At 42.4% G+C, this 22,289-nt stretch carries 7 protein-coding genes and 1 pseudogene; all 8 read right to left on the minus strand.

Features of this window, described 5'->3' with window-relative positions:
* Positions 1–5: 5 nt before the first annotated feature.
* The 8 genes and pseudogenes from AC5590_RS07665 to AC5590_RS07700 all read right to left on the minus strand — a co-directional run bounded on the left by AC5590_RS07665 (position 6) and on the right by AC5590_RS07700 (position 22,285).
* Positions 6–1,034: a TauD/TfdA family dioxygenase gene (locus tag AC5590_RS07665; RefSeq protein ID WP_169263540.1), complete on the minus strand. Its 1,029-nt coding sequence runs from the start codon at positions 1,032–1,034 to the stop codon at positions 6–8.
* A 19-nt stretch (positions 1,035–1,053) separates the two neighbouring features.
* On the minus strand, positions 1,054–2,604 hold the full coding sequence (locus AC5590_RS07670) for a condensation domain-containing protein (protein WP_169263541.1): 1,551 nt from the start codon (positions 2,602–2,604) through the stop codon (positions 1,054–1,056).
* Between the two features lie 283 nt (positions 2,605–2,887).
* Entirely contained in the window at positions 2,888–3,850 is a 963-nt protein-coding gene (locus AC5590_RS07675; RefSeq protein WP_318284222.1) for a cupin-like domain-containing protein, read from the minus strand.
* Between the two features lie 25 nt (positions 3,851–3,875).
* The gene (locus AC5590_RS07680; RefSeq protein WP_169263543.1) at positions 3,876–9,719 is read right to left on the minus strand and encodes a type I polyketide synthase; all 5,844 of its coding nucleotides are present in this window, start codon (positions 9,717–9,719) and stop codon (positions 3,876–3,878) included.
* Entirely contained in the window at positions 9,716–15,100 is a 5,385-nt protein-coding gene (locus AC5590_RS07685; protein WP_169263544.1) for a non-ribosomal peptide synthetase, read from the minus strand. The genes AC5590_RS07680 and AC5590_RS07685 overlap by 4 nt, the downstream gene beginning before the upstream one ends.
* A 271-nt stretch (positions 15,101–15,371) precedes the next feature.
* Positions 15,372–18,134, minus strand: a pseudogene (locus tag AC5590_RS07690) (type I polyketide synthase); the annotation flags it as partial.
* A gap of 181 nt (positions 18,135–18,315) precedes the next feature.
* Positions 18,316–21,456: a non-ribosomal peptide synthetase gene (locus AC5590_RS07695; protein ID WP_169263546.1), complete on the minus strand. Its 3,141-nt coding sequence runs from the start codon at positions 21,454–21,456 to the stop codon at positions 18,316–18,318.
* Positions 21,457–21,502: 46 nt separating this feature from the next.
* Positions 21,503–22,285: a class I SAM-dependent DNA methyltransferase gene (locus tag AC5590_RS07700; protein WP_169263547.1), complete on the minus strand. Its 783-nt coding sequence runs from the start codon at positions 22,283–22,285 to the stop codon at positions 21,503–21,505.
* Between the last annotated feature and the right edge of the window lie 4 nt (positions 22,286–22,289).

Raw genomic sequence — 22,289 nt, forward strand, 5'->3', positions numbered from 1 at the left:
GTCAATTAAATGCCTTGGGGACTATATGGTTCAGCCATTCCTACTAAAATTTTTCTTGGAGGGACAAATGGCTTGCGAGCATGTATTGATAACATATTGTCCAGCATCAATACATCTCCTTTTTGCCAGGAAAAGGTGACCATTTCCTGTTGATAAGCTTCTCTCAAATGAGCTAACACTGATGGCTCAATTGGAGAACCGTCCCCGTAATATGTGTTAGTCGGTAAGTCTTCTTCTTTTAAATTTGTCAACAACGAATCGCGTACTGTTGGTTCCAATGTGGAAACATGGAAAAAAGTAGCGTGATTGAACCAAACCATTTCACCCGTTTGCGGATGCTTGATAATAGCTGGTCCAACTTGTCGAGTTCTTAAGCGATTACTCTCTTTCCATTCAACCTCAATTCCATTGCTTTGGCAATACTCCTTTACCTTTGTTTTGTCTGTTGTTTGAAATACAGTTTGCCAAGGAAGACCAAATCCATCGCCAAAGTTACGCATGTACATCACTTTCTTTTCGATAAAGCGATCGCGTATGCTTTGATCAATACGCTCAAACACTTTTCGACAGCTACCAATTGGAGTTTCTCCTCCTGACTGCGCTGGAGTCAAACAAAAGAAGAATATTTTCAATGGAAAAGTAGGAGAATAAGCGTGTTCATTGTGAGGAAAGATACTTTGCTCGGCAGGGTAGTCTGTTGAAGTGTAAATTCTACCACCTACTTGAGTTCGTGGAGATGCCCGATAACGATACTCCATCGCTTCTCCACAAATAGCTGCGATGATTTGCTCAAATTCCTCTAATGATTTGACTTTGAAATCCCGAAAAAGTATAGCTCCATATTTTAATAATTCGGTTTTCAAAAAATCCCGATTGTTCTTAGCCCAGTCTTGCAGATTCACACCTTTTATGCTAGGCTTTATCACCAAAGGAAAGTTGGTTCCTGGCTGGAGAAACTCTGTTTTTATTAAGTCTTCTTGGGATATGTTGACAGCTTTACGTCTTACAGAACCTAGAGATTCAATTTTTGTCATGATTTGTATTTCCTTGTGCTTATAATCTGCTATTAGCTCTACGTTTAACGTTCATTAATTTTTTCTGTATAGTGCTTTCATAAGTTTGTTCTTGAGCAAGATTCTGCTGCTTGTCTGCTTCAGAGAGAATTGTTTTTAGCTCACTCAATTTTGCCTCTGGATGTGTCGCAATCCTGCCTAGAAGCGCTTCAAAATTTCTCGACATCTGGACAATGCTGACTGTGTCAAATAGGTCTGTATTATATTCCCATATACCAAATAGTCCTTGCTCTGTCTCGTTTAGTTCTAGGAGCAAGTCAAACTGCACTGTTTTATTTTCGACCTTTAGGGGGCTTATAGTCAGATCTGGAAGCTTCAAGGATGGAGTTTGGGTATTTTCCAAAACTAGCTTGACCTGAAACAACGGTGAGCGGTTCAACTCCCGTTTCGGATTAAGAGCATCTACCAGTTTGTCAAAAGGTAGATCCTGATGAGCATAAGCTTCCAGGGTTATTTCGCGTACTCGTTCCAACAACTTTAGAAAAGTAGGATTTCCCGATAAATCCGTACGCAACACCAGTTGGTTGGCAAAGAACCCGATTAATCCTTTAGTCTCAGCTTGGTTGCGGTTAGCGATATCAGTACCCACGACAATATCTTCTTGCCCTCTGTACCAAGAAAGCAAAGTCCCAAACGCTGCAAGCAGTACCATAAATAGCGTAATGCCTTGGCGTTGATTCAGAGCCTTAAGCTTCTCGGACAAAGTTTTGGGTAACGCCAGAGATTCTCTTGCTCCTGAGAAAGTCTGAATTGTTGGTCGGGGACGATCAGTAGGGAGTTCCAGTACAGGTAGTTTACCACCCAGTTGCTGCTTCCAGTAAGCAAGTTGAGTTTCTAGTTGTTCTCCCTGTAACCATTGTCGCTGCCAAACGGCAAAGTCTGCATACTGGATGGATAGTTCAGGAAGCAGTGAGGGTTTCCCAAGGGAAAAGGCTTTGTAAAGGGCTGCTATTTCACGAATAAGCACGCCTATTGACCAGCCGTCAGAGATGATGTGATGCATTGTCAGCAATAACGCATGCTCTGTTTCAGTCTGGCGCAATAGAGTCACTCGTAGTAAAGAACCATTGGCTAAGTCAAAGGACTGTTGAGCTTCCTCATGAGCTAGCCGCAGAACTTCAGCTTCCCTCTTGTCTTTGGGAAGTTTTTGCAAGTCTATCACTGGTAGTCTGAAACTCAGGCTAGGAGCAATAACTTGTATTGCTTGTCCATCCACTGTAGTGAATGTGGTTCTTAATATTTCGTGACGCCTGATGACTTCGTTGAAGCTTAGCTCTAGCGCTGTCACGTTCAGCCATCCTGTCAGGCGCATGGACTGGAAGATGTTGTAGGCGCTATGACCAGGCTGCAACTGGTCGAGGAACCACAGGCGCTGCTGGGCAAAGGATAGGGGGAATGAGTTGGTTTGGCGACTTTGGCATTTTATTTGTGTTTGTGAGACTATGTCCCCTTGTTTCTTGCTTAGCCGTTGTGCAAGAAGCTTAAGTTTCTCTGGGGAAAGAGCAGCAATTTTTTGGGAAAGATCACTCATTTAAACTTCCTCCCTTTATCAACTGCTTTTGCGAGACAAGTGATGAATTCACGCAATTTATTGAAATATCTAAGTAGGTGAGATAAACTAAATGCAACTCTTTCTAAGAAGTGTAAATTAGGATTTTACAAGAAATGTGATTACTTCACTAATAGTTAATGACTCATCTCCAGCTACTAATTACCCCTTCTTCTAGCGGTTACCAACCTGGTGAGGTATGTTTTTAAGGGTATTAACTCTGATAAAAAAGATTTAGGTGTACCTCAGTTGCTTAGGAAACGCCCTATAACAAACCAGTAGTAAATAAAAACCTGCCCAGCCAAGGAAATTCTAAAATCAATGGTAAGATTCTACCTTTTATTGGATACTCTTTACTAACATCTTGGTAAACTATTTCTGAACAATACTCATTTATAATGTTGCCGTTTAAGGAGACACTATTTTCAAGGTTTTTCACATGATGCCACCACTTTGATGGTATGTAGATAATTTCTCCTGGTTCTAGTATGACTTCTACTGGGTTAGCATTAGCATAAAGAGGAAAATTTTCTAAATTACCGTTAAAGTTTTCATCTTCGCCATAAGATAAAATATCCTTTGCGTCTGGTATTAAATTTGGTGTAAATAAGACAAATCGTTTACGCCCAGAAATGAGTGCCACCCATCCAGGCATACCCAAGAAATCAAAGTGAAGACCTATCGATGTATCTTTAGCTCCTACATAGATACTATAGAAATTCAAGTAATATTTTTTGACAAGCTTTTGTGGTAGCCTTTGTAACCAATCGCGAAAGTAAACAGGAACTTTGTAATCCTCATAAAGTTTAGGATTAGAAGAAAGATTCAAGTCTCGCAAGTATAAAAATTTTTCGTTTTTATCAGTATTTATGCGTTCCAAGTACTCAGCAACAGTCATGTCCACCCGAGTCTGATTCCTAACATCTGTTACAAGGAAATTGCTTGAACCGTACTCTGACCTAAAAAAATCTGCAGTCCACTTTGTTGTAGCTTTCCAATCTTTCATTGCGTCAGTGATGATGACAGGTTTGCCAACAGATGCATACTCCCGTATAAACTCCTCATACGAGAGATTACTGCGACGTTCAACACAAGAAATTGGCGTCCATACCAACTTATATTTGTTCTTGCGCCATATCCTCTTAAGCAGATAGACGACTAAGCTGGTAACAACAATCAACGTAATTGTGACAAAACTCAACCCAATAATGTTTGAGAAAGAAAGCATAGTCATGTCAAATCCATTCAATTACTTAGTTTTCCAAAGCAAGTATTGTAAGTACCTCATCCTCCGATAGTTGCTCAATGTCCGCTAAGGCTTGAGCCAGTGCTTCGTCATCAGTCTGCTGAGCCAATTTTTGTACAATAACCTCAGCCAGTTCAGCTACAGTAGGTGAATCGAAGAAATTTTTATAAGGCAGTTCTATCTGGAAAGTTTTGCATAGCTGAGAAACAAGCTGAGTGGCAAACAAAGAGTCTCCTCCCAACTCAAAAAAGTTGTCATGAATGCCTAAGAGTTCAATACCTAAAAGTTGTTGCCAAATATCAACTAGAGTGCGTTCCACCTCGTTACGAGGAGCAACATAAGCATTTGCCAGATTAGGGCGCTTGTGAGTTGATTTCGCTCGACTCACAAGCGCTAATTGCTCTTCCAAAGACTTGACAGATTTCTTCGGCTGAATCTTAGTCAGAAAATCTTGTGTTGATACTATTAGCTGAGGTACTGTACTATTGTGCAGAATACGTCTAAACGCCTCAATGCCTTCTTCATAGGTCATTCCTGCCGTCAGATCTTCCCCTGTTATCTCCTTATGCCGTGCTTCAACGGCAGCTGCCATGCCTATGCTGTTCCATCTGTCCCAGTTTATAGATTTAGTAAAAGTGCCATTTTGAGAAGCGCTGTAGTGAGCGAAGGCGTCAAGGAAGGCATTTTCAGCCGTATAATCCATCATCCCCGGTGTACCCTGAAATGAAGAAAGTGATGAACACATGACAAAGAAGTCCAGTTCTGTATCTTTGAAAACAGTTTCTAGTACTCGTGTTCCTCTCACTTTTGGAGCTAAAGCACTGGCTGCGGCTTCTTTTGTTGTTAATTGAATCATACCTCCCCCGTAAACTCCAGCTGCATGGATCACCCCGTGGATCTGACCAAATTGGTGATTGACTTGTTTAAGTACTACAGACATTTGTTCAAGATTGGCAACATCGGCGCTGACTACCATAATCTGGGCACCCAACGCCTCAAGTGCCTGCAACTTCTGAATCTTAAGGCTGACGCTATCGTGCTGATCATGAGTGGATAACCATTGTGACCATTCGTCTCGATCAGGAAAAGGCGATCGCCCTATCAATACTAGTTTTGCCTGTACTGTTTGTGCCAGATATTCTGCCAGCGCTAGACCAACGCCTCCTAATCCACCTGTGATCAGATATAGTCCCTGTTCTCTTAATCGGGTTTTCTCAAAAGAACCTCCTTCCAATCGGACAGGTTGAAAGTCTTGCACCCAGCGATGAGTACCACGGTAAGCTATAACTTGGTCAGATGTTTGGGTTATTAGTTCCCCTTGCAGCGCTTCTATAAGTTGATCCTCTTGCCGACTTTGTTTTGCGGGAATAACCACATCAATGCTGCGACAGGTTATATTCGGGTACTCTTGGGGAATTACCTTAACAGGTCCGAGAACTAATGCTTTTTCTGGGCAAAGCACCTCTGAACCTGTCACTTCCTGCATATTGTTTGAGACAATTCCAATTTCTACCGAATCTGTCTGATTATTTTCCCCAAGTGCTTGGGCGAGAAACAGCAGACTGTAAAACCCCAAAGCTTCAGCCTTATCCAAAGACTCAATTGCTGATTCGGCGTGACTATCCTGCGTAACACTCCATAAATGAACAATTGTTTTTGGAACCTTGCCCTGTGCGCGAAGTTCTTGAAGTAGGGCGTCGTAGTCATCCCGTTGTCGAGGGTTGATGGTATATGACAATTCCTTTTGGCTACTAAATTGCTCGCCGACTTTGACGGTAATAACATCCTGACCAGAATTTGCCAGTCGCTTCACCATTGTTTCACCCAAGCCGCACTCATCGACAAACACTAACCAGCAGTCCGACTGAGTTGTCTCAACCGCAGATTTCAGAGGCTGCGGCGGCATAGAGCGTTTCCAGGATGGGATGTAGAACCAATCGGCAATGTCAGACTTTTTGTCTAATGAAACTTGACGTATTTGGTCAGCATCTTTTGGCTCAACCAACGTGGTAAAAGCTGTAGGTGCCGAGAAATCTGCCGATGCTGAAGCTTGAGCGACGAAGACATGATGCTCGAAAGCTTCAGTGTTCGACAAAACCGCCACTTCAACAAACCCATGCTCTTGTAGTGCTTGCTGCCATTGTTCCTTTGACAAAAATGGATTACCTCGGCTACGTCCTTTATCCTCTACCGGATTCATAAGCAAACCGTCGGTGATGTCAAATTCTAATTGAGGTTCAGTTATCTCCCAAAGTAGGAGAAAACCTCCAGGAGCTAACAAAGAGCGAACATGCTCAAGGGTTTCTCCCATGTTCTGGGTTACGTGTAATACATTGACTGCTACCACTACATCAACGCTGTCGTTAGAGTAGCCTTGCTCAGTTGGAGGTTTCTGAATGTCTAGGAAACGATATTCGACAAATGGATAGGCGCTAAATTTCTCTTGAGCGCGGTTCAAGAACCAGCCACCGACGTCAGTAAAAGTATATTTTGTTTGTTTTGGCGGCAACACTGTTAGCAATTCTGTCGTAACAATACCCTGTCCACCACCAATTTCCAAAATTCTTAGGTTTACGTCTGGTGGCAATAACTTCACCACCTGTTCCATGCTTGCTCGTATGATTTTTTTAAAGTAAGTATCCAACAGTGATTCTGGACTTGAACTTCCTGCTGTTTTTTCTGCGACAGAAAAGTACAATCCCAACGGTTCTTGTTCACCACACAGCACTGATGGCAGATTTTCGCCACATTCGGTGACGAGATTTAAAATATGAGGTCTATCTACCCATCTGATTTTAACTTCTTCTACCAGAGCATTGAGATAGTCTGTTGAACAGGGTACAAGGTTTGTATATAAATCGTCCTTTTGCTGTAGGTGACCTTGCTGTACCAGCACATCCAGCCAGCGACACAGCAATTGCTGATAGCGAGGAATAATATGATATCGTTCAAACAATTCTTCTAAAGAATACTGATCGTTGGAATTGCTAAAAGCACCATTATTCCTTAAGGCAAGGTTGATGTAGGCAGTGCATAAATTATCCAACGACTGCTTATTTGCCAAATAAGTTTGTTCGTCAACTGATGTGATGCTAGCACAAGCTTGTACCTTACCAGCTTCTACCAGATATTTCCAGAGTTGGGTTGCTGTTGGTCTTGGCTGCAATTCCCCTAAAAGTTCTTGTTTTTGTCGTTCAATCCAGTAACGCTGGCGCTCAAATGGGTAGGTTGGCAAGGGGATATGATGGCGTTGCTCATTGGCATAAAAACCAGACCAATCTACTTTCACACCAGAAAGCCAGAGCCGACCCAAAGTGTTGAGTAAAAATGCGACATCTGAGTGTTGCTCCTGTGGATGGCGAAGTGAAGTTAGTACCACCAGTTCATCCACATGATGCTGCTTGGCAAAAGTGCTCAGAGTTCGTCCTGGACCGATTTCTAGCAGGATGCGCTCATGTGTCTTGATCAACTCAGCTATCCCTGAGCTAAAGCGCACAGTTTGCCGTAGATGCTTGACCCAATATTTGGGGTCTGTTGCTTCGGCTGCGGTGATCCAAGTGCCACTTACATTAGATACAAATGGAATTTTCGGGGGATTTAGTGTGACTTTTTGTAACGAATGAGAGAATGGCTCAAGAATTGGCTCCATCATTTGAGAATGAAAGGCATGGGAAGTATGCAGCTTCCGACAGCCAACACCTTTTTCTTGTAGCTTTTGATGCAATCGTTCTATCGCCCCGGTTGGACCAGAAACCACACAATATGCAGGTCCATTGGTTGCCGCTAAAGACATTTCCGTTCCCAACAGAGGTTGTACCTCTTGTTCCGGAAGTTGAACAGAGAGCATTTCCCCAGTGGGAAGTTGCTGCATCAGTCGTCCTCGCTTTGCGACTAGTGCTAAAGCGTCTTCAAGTGAGAAAACTCCAGCTAAAGTGGCAGCTACGTATTCCCCTATACTGTGACCAATCATCGTCTCGGGATGTACACCCCATGCCATCCACAACTGAGCTAGGGCGTACTCAATGCTAAACAACGCTGGCTGAGCTACAAAAGTTTGTTGTAGTTGCTCTGTTGCCCTATCTTTGTGTGCTTCATTGGGATACAGTACATGGCGTAGATCAAGATCTAGATGGGGTTTGAGCAGTTCACAGCAGTTATCAACTGCTTGAGTAAAGATTGGCTGACTCTGGTAGAGTTCCCTACCCATATTCACGTACTGTGTTCCCTGACCGGAAAACATAAAAACGACAGGACGATTGGAAGGCTGCTGGTAATGAGTGAACACTCGTTGTGGATCTATAATAGAAAGCGCCTTCACTGCATCGTTAATGTCTTGGCACACCACCATCCGGCGATGGTCGAAAGCTCGACGACCAACACACTGAGTGTGAGCAACATCGGCGAGGTTTAAATCAGGATGCTGCTGGAGGTGAGTCGTTAGATTAGTTGTAGCAGTTTCTAAAGCGGTACTCGTCTTAGCTGAAAGCAGTAACAACTGCCAAGGACGAGAAGTCGCAGAGGTTTCAATAGCTGGGGCTTCTTCGAGAATCACATGGGCATTCGTCCCACCAATCCCAAAGGAACTAACACCTGCACGTCGGGGGGTGCCGTTTGTTTTCCATTCGGAAAGTATAGTATTAACGTAAAAAGGACTGTTGGCAAAATCAATCTGAGGATTGGGTTCTTCAAAGTGTAAGCTGGGTGGTATTTGTTTATGCTTGAGAGCTAGGACTGTTTTAATCAAACCAGTAACCCCAGCAGCAGCGTCCAAATGCCCGATGTTTGTTTTGACTGAACCAATTGCACAGAAGCCCTTTTTCTCACTACTCGTCCGAAAAGCTTGTGTCAGTGCGGCAATTTCAATCGGGTCTCCTAAGGATGTCCCTGTCCCGTGAGCCTCAATATAAGTAATCGTTTCGGGTTCAACCTCGGCAACAACTTGAGCGGTTCTAATCACCTTGGCTTGAGTATCTATACGAGGTGCTGTGTAGCTAACCTTGAAAGATCCATCGTTATTGATAGCAGAACCTTTGATGACAGCATGGATGGAATCTCCATCTGCTAGAGCATCTTCTAATCTCTTCAAAACCACAATACCTACACCTTCGCCGCTAACAGTTCCCTGTGCCTTAGCATCAAAGGCGCGACAGTGTCCGTCAGGAGATCCAATTGCCCCATCTTTATAAAAATAGCCAGCTTTTCTTGATGCAGAGATTGAAACACCACCAGCCAAAGCCATATCACATTCACCATTGAGTAAGCTTTGGCAAGCTAAGTGGACAGCAACTAATGAGGTTGAACAGGCAGTTTGAACTGTATAACTTGGTCCAGTTAGGTTAAGTTTGTAAGAAACGCGTGTAGTCAAGAAATCTTTATCACTTCCAATCAAAAGTTGGAAACTATCAACAGAATTTATAAGATTTTGATTTGAATAAAGGTTGAAAAAATAGCTGTTTATGCTGGTTCCAGCGTAAACACCAATCGATTTCTCGTAAGTTTCAGAATTGTAGCCAGCATTTTCAATAGCTTCCCAAGCACATTCTAAGAACAGACGTTGTTGTGGATCGGTAACTTCTGCTTCTCTAGGATTAAAGCCAAAGAAGGAAGCGTCAAATAATTCTACATCTTCTAATACAGCCCGTGCTTTGACATAGTTAGGATCACTCAGGACAGCTTTTTCTATTCCTGAAGACAATAGTTCTTCATCGCTGAAGAAAGAAATAGATTCTACACCGCTTTGCAGGTTTTGCCAAAATTCTTCAACATTTTTGGCTCCAGGAAAACGTCCTGCCATGCCAATAATTGCTATTTCTGAGCCATTTATAGTAGGAGATGCTATAGGATAATTCATGACTCGTTGACCTCTTTCTTATTGACGATTGACTTTAATTTTTGAAGACGTTTCCTTTGTTGAGCCTTACCTGCTTCAATATTTTCAGTTTTAATATCAGTTTTATATGAAGATGATGTTGTTTGATTTTTTAATGCACTTAAGTACTCTGCTAGGGAGCTTATGGTTGGATATCTAAACATTTCGAGGATTGATACGTCGGCTTTGAATGTTTCACGCAATTGGCTATGAACCTTAACCATAAGCAATGAATGACCGCCGAGTTCAAAGAAGTTATCATGAATCCCTATGTTTTCAATATTAAGAGCCTTTTGCCAAATAGTAGCAATTGTTTGTTCTAGCTCAGTTTGGGGTGCCTGATAAACCGCTTTTGATTCGGGACTTGCTAAATCAGGTACTGGCAGTACCTTACGATCCACCTTACCATTAGGTGTTAGTGGCAGCGCCTCCAGCATAATAAAAGTTGCTGGCACCATGTAGTTTGGCAGCTTCGACTCTAAAAAGCGGCGCAGTTCAGAAATTACCAGTGTTTGCTCTGAGTGAGAAACTACATAAGCGACTAGTCGTTGCGAATCTGCTGAATCTGAGTAAACAACAACTACAGTTTCTCGCACTGCTGGGTGTTGGCTGATGAATGCTTCAATTTCTCCAAGTTCAATGCGGAAACCACGGATTTTAACCTGGTGGTCAATACGACCAATATACTCTATCTCTCCATTGGGCAGATAGCGTGCTAAATCTCCTGTTTTGTACAGGCGTGTCCCCGGTTGTTTGCTAAAGGCGTTGGGGATAAATTTTTCTGCACTTAGTTCAGGACTGTTCAGATAGCCCCTACCTATTCCCACGCCACCGATATACACTTCACCCGTTACGCCCACAGGAACAAAATTTAGATGCTGATCAAGCAAATAAATCTGGATATTGGCAATCGGATGACCAATAGGAACTATCTTGTGATCGGTGGCACTATTCTCTTCGGTATTGCTTTGGTGCACGCACGCCCAATAAGTGACATCTACTGCCGCTTCAGTTGGACCATAGAGATTGTGCAATTGTGCAGAAAGACGATGAAAAAAGCGTTTTTGAAGTTGTTCTGGCAAGACCTCACCACTCGCCATCACGCGCTTGAGACACTTACAAGTTTCAAGATTTTCTGCTTCTAAAAACACTTGCAGCATGGAAGGTACAAAATGTAAGGTAGATATTTGCTGCTGTGCAATCAAATTCACTAAGTAGTTAGTGTCTCGATGTCCTTCTGGTCTGGCTACCACTAAAACCGCACCCGTCAACAACGGCCAGAAAAATTCCCAGACTGACACATCGAAACTGAAGGGTGTCTTCTGCAAAACTCTATCTGCTGCTGTTAATTGATAAGCGTCCTGCATCCAAAGTAAGCGATTGCAGATTCCCTGGTGGGTATTCATTGCTCCCTTTGGTCTACCCGTAGAGCCAGAGGTATAGATGACGTAAGCTAAGTTATCAGGGGTGATGTTGCAGACGGGGTTTTCTATCTTCTGATGGGCAATTGCTTCCCAGTCGCCGTCTAAGCAAACTACTTTCGCCTTGTGAGTTGGTAGATTCTCTAGTAAATACAGTTGTGTTAACAACACGCTTGGTTGAGAATTTTCTAACATGAAAGCCAAGCGTTCCTTGGGATAGCTTGGGTCTAGTGGTACATATGCCCCACCTGCTTTGAGGATGCCCAACAGTCCGATGACCATGTCGAGCGATCGCTCCACGCAAATTCCCACCAGTACCTCTGGTCCTACCCCAAGCGAATCGCTATGCGACAGCTTCGCTGAACGCAAGTGGTGTGCTAGCTGATTAGCTCGCTGGTTCAGTTGCTGGTAGGTCAACTCTTGGTCTTCAAAAACTACAGCAATGGCGTTGGGTGATCGCTCTACCTGAGCTTCAAATAACTCATGGATGCATTGGTTTTGAGGATAGTCAACCTGTGTGTTATTCCAATCTACCAGTAATTGATGCTGTTGCGCTTGTGTTAACAGTGGTAAATCCGAGAGGCGCTGTTCGGGATGGGTGACTATACCTTCCAACAATATCCCGAAATGCTCCATCCAGCGTTGAATTGTTTGGGAGTCAAATAGGTCAGTACTATAGTCACACTCTACTAGAAGGTCACTGCCTGTCTCAACAATATTAAAGGCAATATCATACTTGGCGGAACTGGTAGGATTTTTCACCGATTCAACTTTGTGATCTAAAGACTCTACCTCAGATCCAGCTTTGTCCATATTAAATATTGTCGTAAGTAACGGCGCTCGGCTTGGATCCCGTGGTAAATTTAAATTTTTGATTAACTTAATAAAAGGATAAATTTGATGTTCATAGGCTTCCAACAATACCTTCTTGACTGAGGTCGAAAAATCCGTAAATGTTTGATTTCCAGAGACCTGAGTACGCACTGGCAATAGGTTAACACAGTGACCAACAAGGTATTCACTCCCCACAGACAACTGTCCTGCCGCAGCAATACTAACAACTATGTCATCTTGACCAGTTAATCGGTGTAGCAATGCAATATATCCAGCCAGGAGCGTCGTAAACAGAGTAGTCTTACGTTGGACACTCAAGCTTTTTAGATTTTTAAACAGGGATGTACCGAGTGTAAGACTTTGTCGAGCACCAGTGTATGTATTGACTGATGGTCGAGGACGGTCAGTAGGCAACTCCAACACTGGGACTGAATTCGCAAATTTATTGAGCCAATAAGCTTCAGCTGTTGCCATCTCTGGACTCTGTTGCAGCCGCGCTTGCCATTGAGCATACTCACTCAATTGCATTGGTTGTGGGAGTTGGTAAGCGATACCCTGACACTCTGCGGAATAAATTGCAGCTAGTTCTCGTAGCAAGATAGTGATCGACCAACCATCAGCAACAATGTGATGATTAGTAATAACTAGAAGATGATGTTGTTTCTCCAGTTTTACTATGTGAAAACAGAGTAATGGACCTTGTTCAAGATTGAAAGTTTGTTGAGCTTCTTGTTTGAAAATTTGCGATAGTTGAGCTTCACGTTCACTTTTCTCTAAAGTAGAAAAGTCGCTGAAAGAGATATCTATAATGACAGAGGAATGAATAAGTTGATAATCTCCTTGTGGGCTAAAAGTAGTTCGTAACGCCTCATGACGATTGATAATTCCCTGAACAGCCTGACGTAGTGCCGAAAAATGGAAAGATCCTCGCAGGTGGATAGCTCTGGATTCGTTATAAGCGCGGGAGGCTTCGTTACTCATCTGTGCTAGAAACCATAGTTCCTTTTGTGGTTCTGTTAAAGGAACTTTTCTCGACTCTGTGTCAATTGTTGAACTCGGGGAGGACGGTAAAAATTCCCCTTCTTGCATTTCTACTACGCTTTCTTTGACCGCTCGAATGACATGTTCAATATCTTCATCGGTATGGGCTGTAGATAGATAAAGAGTGCGTCCTTCCCAGACATAAACTCCTTTTTCCAACAGATAGTAGAAAAATAAATTACCAAACTTGAGAGGAGTTGAAGCAATAAAACGGAAGAGTGAACCAAAATTGACTACTTGAATAGGTACTTGCCTTTGCTCAAAGTAATTATTAAGAATATCGGCTAATTTCCTTGTTTTTTCAGATAACTCCTCCTGTAGTTTCGAGCCGCTATTTTTGATATGATTGAGTGCAGCCCAGGCAGTAGCCATGACTAAAGGATGCTTGAAAAAGGTACCAGCGAACGCGGTGGTTTCTGCTTGAGGATAAGACTTATCTCCATAGTTCCACATACCGCCGTCAAGTGCATCCATCAAAGCTGCCTTACCAGCTATAACCCCAATCGGCATACCAGCAGCAACGGCTTTACCATAGGTGGTCAAATCTGCTTGAATATCCCACAATCCCTGAATACCACCTGGGTGCATCCGAAAGCCTGTAATGACTTCGTCGAAAATTAATACAGTTCCTGTTGCTTGAGTCAGTTGTCTGAGTTGGAGCAGAAACTCTTTGGGTTGCAAATCTGGCCGACTGCTTTGTATCGGCTCAACCAGAACTGCTGCCAGCTCGTGGGTATGAACTTTTAAAATCTCCAGAGATTCAGGCTTTCCATATTCGAGTACTATGACATCATCGGCAATGTATGATGGAATACCTACAGCCTTAGGGATAGAACGCAGCGTTCCTTCATTGCTTGTTACTCCTCTAACCAATACCCCATCATAAATTCCGTGATAAGAACCAGTAAATAAAGCAATCTTGGAACGTCCTGTTGCAGCACGTGCTAGACGTATTGCTCCCATCACTGCTTCCGTGCCATCGTTACAAAAAGCTGCTCGTTCTGCACCCGTCAGTTCGCAAATTAACTCAGCTACGTGACCGCAAAGACGTGATTGTGGACCATGTAATATGCCTTGCTGAATCTGCTCTTGGATGGTTTGGATAACAAAAGATGGTGAATGACCAAATAAAAGCGCACCAAACCCCATTGAAATGTCTACATATTCGTTACCATCAACATCCCAGAGTCTGGCTCCCTCTCCACGCTGTCCGTGGATTGGATACAACATCTCTTTGAAGGAGGGAACAAATCCACTCACTGCTCTGCCATTAGCATGGTAAGAACGATAAACTTGGGTGAGTCTTTTAGACTCTTGAGTGCGTTGAACAAACCGTGCTATTAAATCATCCAAATGTTTCTGTTGGTGAGGACTCAACAGAGCCATTGCTTCTGTTTGAGTCTGTTGTGATTCAACAGTCTGATTTGTGGGTGGTTCCTGAGCTTTTGTTTGAGTCTGTTGTGATTCAATAGTCTGATTTGTGGGTGGTTGCTGAAACTCTGTCTTTATGGATGTAGAGGCTAAGTTTACAAAATGATTAGTTAAACTTTGAGTCGTTTGTTGTTCCTTTGTCTGAAAAGGCGTAGCTTGGATAGCTGTTGCTGAAGGTAGAACTTTCCCATAGGAGTTAGTTTTTTGCAATAGCTCAAGCTGTTTAGACATTAGCTCAAGCTGCTGTGCTATGACTTGTTCGAGAACTGTACCTCCCGCAGGTTTCTTATTTTCTTGCTCAAACTCGTGTGTATTGGAAACCTTGACAGTTAGTGATGGTTCCGTCTTGATGAGTTCTTCCGCAGGTAGCTGTTGAGCTATGTGATTTGCTAAAGCATGAATTGTTGAGAAATCTTCCACCAGTAAGCGAAAAGGAACGTTAATATCAAGCTGTTCTTGAATAGCACGCTTTATTTGTAGCAGGAGCAGAGAATCAAGACCCATTTCAAGAAAATGAGTGTGAATATCTATTTTTGAGATCTTGACTCCCAGCAATTCAACAAAAATATCTTTGAGCTTGGATAGAATTTTTTGATGCTGAGAGTATTCACTGATAATATCTTTCGTTTCAAACATAGATAATTTATGAAATAATATACTCGAATTAGTTAAAAATCATTTTTTTTGTTAATTACAACATATATGTCTCTAATATATTTAACTGTTGTAACATGATTTGATTTTGTTTATTAATAATTTTTTCTATCTGAGATTCTGTCATACTTTCTTTTTTTATGACAGGCATATCACTAAAAGCATTTTTCTGAGATTCAACTAATAAATCTTGTGTTTTCTCTTCTCGTTGTTTGTGATTTTGATTGTTTTTTTCATACAATTGATTCAATTCATTAACTTTCGAGAATTCAATCCAAAATTTTTCTCGTTCAAATGGATATGTTGGCAAAGGTAGGCGATGACGCCTTTGATTGGCGTAAAAGCTAAACCAATCTATCTGTATTCCGCTGAGCCAGAGTTGACCTAAACTGTTTAGCAAAAACGTTACATCCGATTGTTGATCATGGGGATGACGTAGTGAAGAAAGTATCATCCTCCCCTGCGCCTGTTGCTTCGATAAGGCACTCAAAGTATGTCCAGGACCAACTTCTAAAAGAATCCGATTTGGTTGTTTGAACAACTCAGCAATGCCCTCGGCAAAGCGAACTGGGGAGCGCAAGTGCTTACTCCAGTAACTAGGATCTGTCGCCTGGGCTGCGGTTATCCAGGTGCCAGTTAGGTTAGATAAAAAGGGAATTTTTGGAGGATTAAACTTGACTTTTTGTAATTGATGTGTGTATTTATCAATGATGGGATCCATCATTTGAGAATGAAAGGCATGAGAAGTATGCAGACGACGACAGTCAACTCCTTGTTCAGTCAGACGATTTTGTAAATCATCAATCACAGGTATTGGTCCTGAAACCACACAGCGTGCTGGTGCGTTAATCGCTGCTACAGAGAGTTTTTCACCAAGCAGAGGTATGACTTCCGCCTCCGGTAGGGGTACAGCAAGCATTGCACCTGGGGGCTGTTGTTGCATCAGTTGTCCACGCTTGGTTACTATGACCAAAGCGTGTTCCAGAGAAAAAACACCAGCCAAGCAGGCTGCTACATATTCTCCTATGCTATGACCAATCATTGCAGAAGGACGCACTCCCCACGCTATCCACAATTGTGCTAAAGCATACTCAATCACAAACAGCGCCGGTTGGGTAATATGGGTTTGTGTTAGCTGCTGTGCTGCTACTGTTTGCTGTTCTTCGCTTGGATACAGAATAGTGCGTAAGTCTAGCCCTAAAATAGGTATAAGTATTTTACAGCAATAATCAACTTGTTCCTGAAAAATTGGCTCAGTGTGGTACAGTTCTCGACCCATCTCTACATACTGAGACCCCTGACCAGGAAACATAAACACAACTTCTTGCTCACAAGGTTCGGTGAAATGAGTAAAAACTCGTTGCGGGTCTTTTGTTTCTAAAATTTTAACTGTATCGTCAATATCTTGACAAACCACCATCCTGCGATGGTCAAACACTCGACGACCTACCCCAAGAGTGTAAGCGACATCTGCCAAGTTAATATTAGGGTGCTGCTTTAAATGTTGAACTAGATTAGTTGTGGCAGTATCTAATGCGGAACTAGTCTTGGCAGAAAGAACTAACAGCTGATATTTCATCCCCTGCTCCACGGCAGTCGCCTCAACGGGAGCCAGCGCTGCAGGAGGGTTTCCCTCCGTAGGCGTCTGGCGTTGGGGAACCCCCGCAGGGCGCTGCCTCCCCTGCTCTGTTGTCGGGGTTTCCTCAAGAATCACATGGGCATTGGTTCCGCCAATCCCAAAGGAACTGACCCCAGCACGGCGTGGTGTTCCGTTTGTCTTCCATTGGGAGAGCGTACTGTTAACATAAAAGGGGCTGTTGGCAAAATCAATCTGGGCATTAGGCTGTTGAAAGTGCAAGCTGGGTGGTATCTGTTTGTGTTTTAGTGCGAGAATGGTTTTGATTAAACCAGCAACACCAGCCGCAGTATCTAGGTGTCCGATGTTGGTTTTTACTGAACCAAGAGCGCAGAAATCCTTCTTTTTAGTTTTGGCGCGAAAAGATTTGGTAAGGGCTGCAACTTCAATAGGATCTCCTAAAACAGTCCCAGTACCATGAGTTTCAACATAGCTGATTGTTTCAGGTTCCACTTGGGCGATCGCAAGTGCTTCCGCAATCACCTTTGCTTGACCATCGATACTCGGAGCTGTATAACCAACTTTTGAAGAACCATCATTATTAATAGCTGAACCTTTAATAACAGCATGAATATTATCTCCATCCGCCAGAGCATCTGCTAATCGCTTTAAAGCGACTATGCCCACACCATCACCGCCCACAGTCCCTTTTGCTTGAGCATCAAAGGCGCGACAGTGTCCGTCAGGAGACAAAATTCCCCCCTCTTGATACAAATAGCCAGCTTTTTGTAATCCTGTTACAGAAACTCCACCAGCCAAAGCCATATCACATTCACGATCTATTAAGCTTTGACAGGCTAAGTGAACGGCAACTAATGAGCTAGAACATCCAGTTTGAACAGTGATAGCTGATCCCTTAAGATCTAACTTATAAGCGACTCGTGTAGTCAAATTATCTGTACGATTGTTATGCCTAATTTGGTCAAGACCGACTAATTTTAGCAGTTCGGTATTAGAGAAAAGATTGAATAAAAAATAGCTGCTAATACTGGCACTACCATAAACACTAATCCGACCTTCATAGGTTTTAGAATCATAGCCAGCATTTTCAAGAGCCTCCCAGGCAGTTTCCAAAAAGAGGCGGTGCTGTGGATCCATTATTTCTGCTGTTCTGGGAGAGTAATCAAAGAATGAGGCATCGAATAATTCTATATCTTCCAGTACAGCGTTTGCTTTAACATAATTGGGGTCACTCAGTAAAGATGGATCTACCCCTACTGACTCCAGTTCTTGATTTGAAAAAAACGAAATTGATTCTACCCCTGAGCGCAAATTATGCCAAAAAGCATCAAGATTCCTGGCTTTAGGAAACCGTCCAGACATGCCGATAACCGCTATATCTAAATCGCCTATTTGATTTTGTGTTTCTAGGCTATTCATTACAATTTCCTTCTTGATAACTTGATGATTTGCACTGATGGTTATTTAGGTATTCATCCTAAAGTATGTATTTAAATTAGATAATTTTACCGAGATTGTGCTCTTGACTGCCTTGAAGCAATGCGGCTTTGCGCTCGTTTATCGCTTTCTTCAAAAGAAGATGTTTCAGTTTGTTCTTGTGTTAATATTTCGCCAGGGAGTTTATAGTTGGATATTCAAACAAATTAACTATTGATATATTAGTATTTAAAACTTCTCGCAATTTTGCATGAATTTGAACAAGAAGTAATGAATGACCACCAAGGTCGAAGAAATTATCATGAATGCCCACCTTTTCAACATGAAGCATCTGCTGCCAAATATTAGCGATGGTTTGCTCTACTTGAGTTCGAGGTGGTTCATAAGTTGCTTCTAATTCTGGACGATGATCGTCTGGTTCTGGTAGCGCGTTGCGGTTGACTTTTCCATTAGGCGTAAGTGGTAGAGCCTTCAACATCACGAAAGTTGAGGGCACCATGTATTCCGGCAGCTTGTGTCTTAGGAATCTGTGCAGTTCACTAACACTAAGTGTTTGTTTATGCTTAGGAACAATATAACCTACCAAGCACTGGTTACTCAACTCTTTTTCCCAAGCTGTAACTGCAGCCTGTTGTACTTCCGGGTGTTGACATAGTATGCTCTCTATTTCTCCTAGCTCAATACGGAAACCTCTAACTTTGACTTGATGATCGACCCGTCCAAGAAACTCAATATTGCCGTCGCTTAAGTAGCGTGCTTTATCACCAGTTTTATATAAGCGCGATCCTGAGTTAGATGCAATCAATCCCGTCTGTGCAAAGGGATTGGGAATGAACCGTTGTGCTGTTAGCTCAGACCGATTCAGATAGCCGCGAGCTAAACAAGCACCGCCGATGTATAATTCACCTGGGACACCAATAGGCACAGGTTGCAGTTGCTGATCAAGCAAATAAATCTGCGTGTTAGCAAGTGGACGACCAAGTGGAACTGTTTGTGAACTATGGTTAGCTTGTTTATCCCCAACGGCGAAAGTAGTAACCCCCACAGTGGCTTCTGTGGGACCGTAGTGATTGAAGATAAGACAGTTTGGTGCAGAAGCTTGAATTTGCTCAATTAGTTCCCAACTTGCTGCTTCACCACCAAGAATCAGTCTGGCGCGGGGCAAAATGGACTCGGATGGTGCAGATGCAAGCAGAGTAGCAAGGTGGGAGGGTACAATTTTGAGACAGTCAATGGGATGTTTGCGAAAGTATTTTCCTAGGGCTGCTGAGTCAGTAGCACACTCGGCAGACAACACATGCAGACACCCTCCAGTACAAAGAGAAGAAAAGATAACAGTATTACCCAAATCTGCTGCAAGGGTGGAAACAGTAGCGAAGTTGGTTATTGTTGATAGATTCAACTTATCTATGATTCCGTTGAGGTAATTTAGCAGTTGTCGATGTTCAATCGCCACCCCTTTTGGTGTACCAGTCGAGCCAGAGGTGAACAATACGTAGACCAAATTCTCAGTTGTTACAACACTTGTGGGATTCTCATCACTGTGCTGAGCAATAATATCCCAGTCCGTGTCTAAGCAGACGATCTGCGATGCATCTGTTGGTAGAGCATCCACTAATCGCTGTTGTGTCAATAGCAGTGGTACTTGGGCATCCTGTAATCGAAAGGCAAGACTCTCCTTTGGTAATCCTGGATCAAGCGGCAGGTATGCTCCACCAGCTTTGAGGATGCCCAAAAGTCCAATAATCATTTCAGAGGATCGCTCTACGCAAAGCCCAACTAAAACTTCTGGTTTTACTCCAAGCGTTTGCAAGTGGTGAGCTATTTTGTTGGCTTTGCGATTAAGCTCTGCATAGGTCAGTTGCTGGTCTTCAAATACAATGGCAATATTATTGGGTGTTTTTTGTGCTTGCTCTTCAAAGAGTTGGTGAATACATTTGTCTTGTGGGTAATCAATCTGCGTTTGGTTAAACTCAACTAGTAATTGTTGGCGATCGCTCTTGCTGAGAATCTCTAATTGAGAGATTTTATTTTCTGGATTTGCAGTTGCACTGCTTAATAAAGTTTGAAACTGTCCAGCTAAACGCTCAATAGCATCAGCCGAAAAGTAGTTGACATCATAATCAAATTCTGATGTTAATAAATTATCGCGTTGAGTACAAGTAAGTTTTACTTTAAAAGGTTCAATACAGGTGTAATATTTGTCAATATAAAATGAAACACCACCGGCAATGAGTTGTTCTGGTAGTTGCTCAAACTCGAAACCAATAGGAAAAGCTAGTGTATTATGATTTTCTAGTGGTTCTGGAACGAAATAATCCTGCCATTCGGAACCAGCCTCTATAGTTTGTTCAGCTAGTTCTAAAAGTTCTTTAAAGCGTAAGTCTGGTGTCAAATGGCTTTTAATTGGCAACCAGGTAGCAACAAGTCCTAGTAAATTTTGTAGTTCTTCATAATCCCTGCGATCGCAAGCCATACCGATAACAATGTCTGGCTGTCCTGTCAGTCGCCAAATCAGAGTTTGCCAGCAAGCTAGTAAGACGACAGCAGTGGAAGTATTATACTTTTGGGCTAAAGTTTCAATTTTGGCTGTTAGTTCGGGAGCGATCGCCACTCGCAAACACTCAGGCTGGAATTGTGATTGTTTTGAAGGTTGGCTTTCAAAAGGCAGTCTTAATGTAGCTTGGGAAGGAAGATTTTGCTCTTGCCAGTATTTATTAGCCGCCTCTGCATCTTCGTCTTCGAGTAATTGATTCTGCCATTCTGAAAATTGCAGGTATTGCACAACTTCTTGTGATACTGCCTCACTTTGCAAGCAAGCAGAATATGAATAGCTGATTTCAGCTACCAGATTTTTGAGTGTCCAGGTATCGGCACAAAGGGAAGGTAGGTTAATCAGTAAAATATACTTATTTTCTGATAGCTTCAATAGAGATACATACAACAGTGGCTCTTGCTCAAAATCGAAATGTTGGCTTCGTGCTTCTTGGAAAAGAGTCTCGATTTTGTTTGAGAGTTCCTTGGGTTCCCAATCACTTAGATTGATGTCACGCCATGACAGAATGCTGTTATTTGCTACAACCATAACAGCATTCTTCATGCCATTCAAGCGGCGAAAGGTTGTACGCAGAATTCCATGTTGATTGATGACTTCCTGTAAGGCGGTTTTTAAAACCTCTGGTTTGAGATTTCCTTCAAGCAAAAGAGCACATTCAGCACAATAAGCTAAACTACATTGCTGCAATGACCAAAGGCGCTTTTGTTGGGGGGAAAGCCGAAAGCTTTCAGTAGTATGATTTTGCATCTATTTATGCCATATTGTTACAAAGTAAGCATAAGTTCCGTCTAAACTACGTTGATCTAGATGACGACTCACTAACTTTTTTACGACCAACAAAGCAGACTCTTTCACCTAATGTTTGCTCTAATCCCAAATCCTGTTTAACATCATAGATACTAACTTCCGTAAAGCCTACTTTTTCCAGAGTGGTCTGGACATCTGCCAGAGAATAGAGTTTTAAGAGAAATGTCTTATCTAAACGTTGCCACATTCCATTGACAAATTCAAATATAGTAGTATCTTTTCTACCAACTTTGTTTTCTGAATCATAGCTCCAAATATCAACCCAGACATGAGCATCTTTGACTCCACCGCCAGAATCACTTTTATTCCAACTTGATTGACACAATTCTTCTATATACATTTCACATCCAAATATACCATTATCAAGTAATGCTTCATAAACTTTATGTAAGGCATTTTCTAGTTCCTCAATACTGAGTATATAGTTAAGGACAACATCTGTTGAAATAGCTGCATGGAAGGTAGGCGGCAATTTGAAAAAGCGTGCGTCATCCAAGATTAAATTTGCATTTGGTGCATTTTTGCGAGCAACCTCAAGCATCCCTTCAGAGCTATCAAGCCCAGTAACTTGATACCCTTTTTTCAGCAGCCGTTGTGCAATTTGTCCCGTACCACAACCGAGATCAAAAATGTGTGCTCCTTCTGGAATATATTTTAGTATCAATTTATTTATGCAATCTAATGCCATGTCATGGCGGTCTGGTGGATCTTTCAAGTCGTAAATAGAAGCTATAGCATTATGATTACTATTGCGTTGTTTGGAAGACATTCAT

This window comes from Brasilonema octagenarum UFV-OR1, from assembly GCF_963888615.1.
Classification (GTDB): Bacteria; Cyanobacteriota; Cyanobacteriia; order Cyanobacteriales; family Nostocaceae; genus Brasilonema; species Brasilonema sennae.

What these genes read in the sequence shown, in the direction of transcription:
- AC5590_RS07665 (WP_169263540.1), bottom strand. Translation starts at nt 1,034, where the DNA reads ATGACAAAAATTGAATCTCTAGGTTCTGTAAGACGTAAAGCTGTCAAC.
- AC5590_RS07670 (WP_169263541.1), bottom strand. Translation starts at nt 2,604, where the DNA reads ATGAGTGATCTTTCCCAAAAAATTGCTGCTCTTTCCCCAGAGAAACTT.
- AC5590_RS07675 (WP_318284222.1), bottom strand. Translation starts at nt 3,850, where the DNA reads ATGCTTTCTTTCTCAAACATTATTGGGTTGAGTTTTGTCACAATTACG.
- AC5590_RS07680 (WP_169263543.1), bottom strand. Translation starts at nt 9,719, where the DNA reads ATGAATTATCCTATAGCATCTCCTACTATAAATGGCTCAGAAATAGCA.
- AC5590_RS07685 (WP_169263544.1), bottom strand. Translation starts at nt 15,100, where the DNA reads ATGTTTGAAACGAAAGATATTATCAGTGAATACTCTCAGCATCAAAAA.
- AC5590_RS07695 (WP_169263546.1), bottom strand. Translation starts at nt 21,456, where the DNA reads ATGCAAAATCATACTACTGAAAGCTTTCGGCTTTCCCCCCAACAAAAG.
- AC5590_RS07700 (WP_169263547.1), bottom strand. Translation starts at nt 22,285, where the DNA reads ATGTCTTCCAAACAACGCAATAGTAATCATAATGCTATAGCTTCTATT.